Source organism: Streptomyces hilarionis (genome assembly GCF_024539675.1).
Lineage (GTDB): Bacteria > Actinomycetota > Actinomycetes > Streptomycetales > Streptomycetaceae > Streptomyces > Streptomyces hilarionis.
In genome coordinates, this window is sequence record NZ_JAHHIT010000368.1 from 1 (window position 1) to 846 (window position 846).

Annotated in this window: 2 protein-coding genes; both read right to left on the reverse strand. The window is 73.9% G+C overall.

Annotated elements, in window-relative coordinates:
• Positions 1-22: 22 nt before the first annotated feature.
• A complete protein-coding gene (locus tag KMS84_RS38650; protein WP_256921231.1) occupies positions 23-397 on the reverse strand; it encodes a TraR/DksA family transcriptional regulator in 375 nt (124 codons plus the stop codon).
• A 47-nt stretch (positions 398-444) separates the two neighbouring features.
• On the reverse strand, positions 445-771 hold the full coding sequence (locus KMS84_RS38655) for a TraR/DksA family transcriptional regulator (RefSeq protein WP_256921232.1): 327 nt from the start codon (positions 769-771) through the stop codon (positions 445-447).
• Positions 772-846: the final 75 nt, after the last annotated feature.

The window sequence follows — 846 nt, forward strand, 5'->3', positions numbered from 1 at the left end:
GGGCGGGGGCGGGGGCCGGTGGTCACCGGGCGGCCTCCTTGACCTGTTGGCAGCGGGCGCAGTAGCGGGCCTGCGGGACGATCGTCAGCCGCTCGCGGCCGACGGGACCGCGGCACAGGTGGCAGGAGCCGTAGCGGCCCTGGTCCATCCGTTCGAGGGCGGCTTCGACGTCGGCCAGAACCATCCTGGCGGAGGCGGCGAGCTTGACGCGGACCTCGATCTGGGAGGCGGCCCGGCGGTCGAGGAACGCGTCGGCACGGGCCGCGGCGGCGGTGGAGAGCTGATGGAGCTGTTCCTGGCGGAACAGGCGCTGTTCGCGCAGGTTCTCGCGCAGCGCGGCGAAGTCCTCGGGCGACAGGCCGGTGTCGAGGTCGTCGACGGTCTCGTGGTTCACCAAGGCACCCCCTGGGCAGGGCGGGAAAGGGAGGTCGGAAGGGGCGGCGGTCAGGAGCCGTCGCGCTGGCAGGGGACGCAGAGCGGCGTGTACGGCAGGATTTCCAGGCGTTCCACCGGGATCGGCTTGGCGCAGTCGCGGCAGATGCCGTAGCTGCCGTCCCGGACGCGGGCGAAGGCGGCCTCGACCTCGGCGAGGACGCGTCGGACGGTGTCCTTGTGCGTGGACACCACCTGTCCCTCCGCGTCGGGGCCGGCCTCGCCGAGGGCCCGCAGCTGGGCGAGGCGGGAGGCGCGTTCGTGTTCGAGCCGCTGGAGGGCCTCGCGGTCCGTCAGCCGTTCGGGACGGGTTTCGGTCCGGGGCGTGTCGAGAGACATGGCGATTCCTCTTTCCGGCGTGCGGTGGGACGGGGCGCGCGCAGTGGGGTGGGGCCCCGGGGCGGAGCAGCGGTC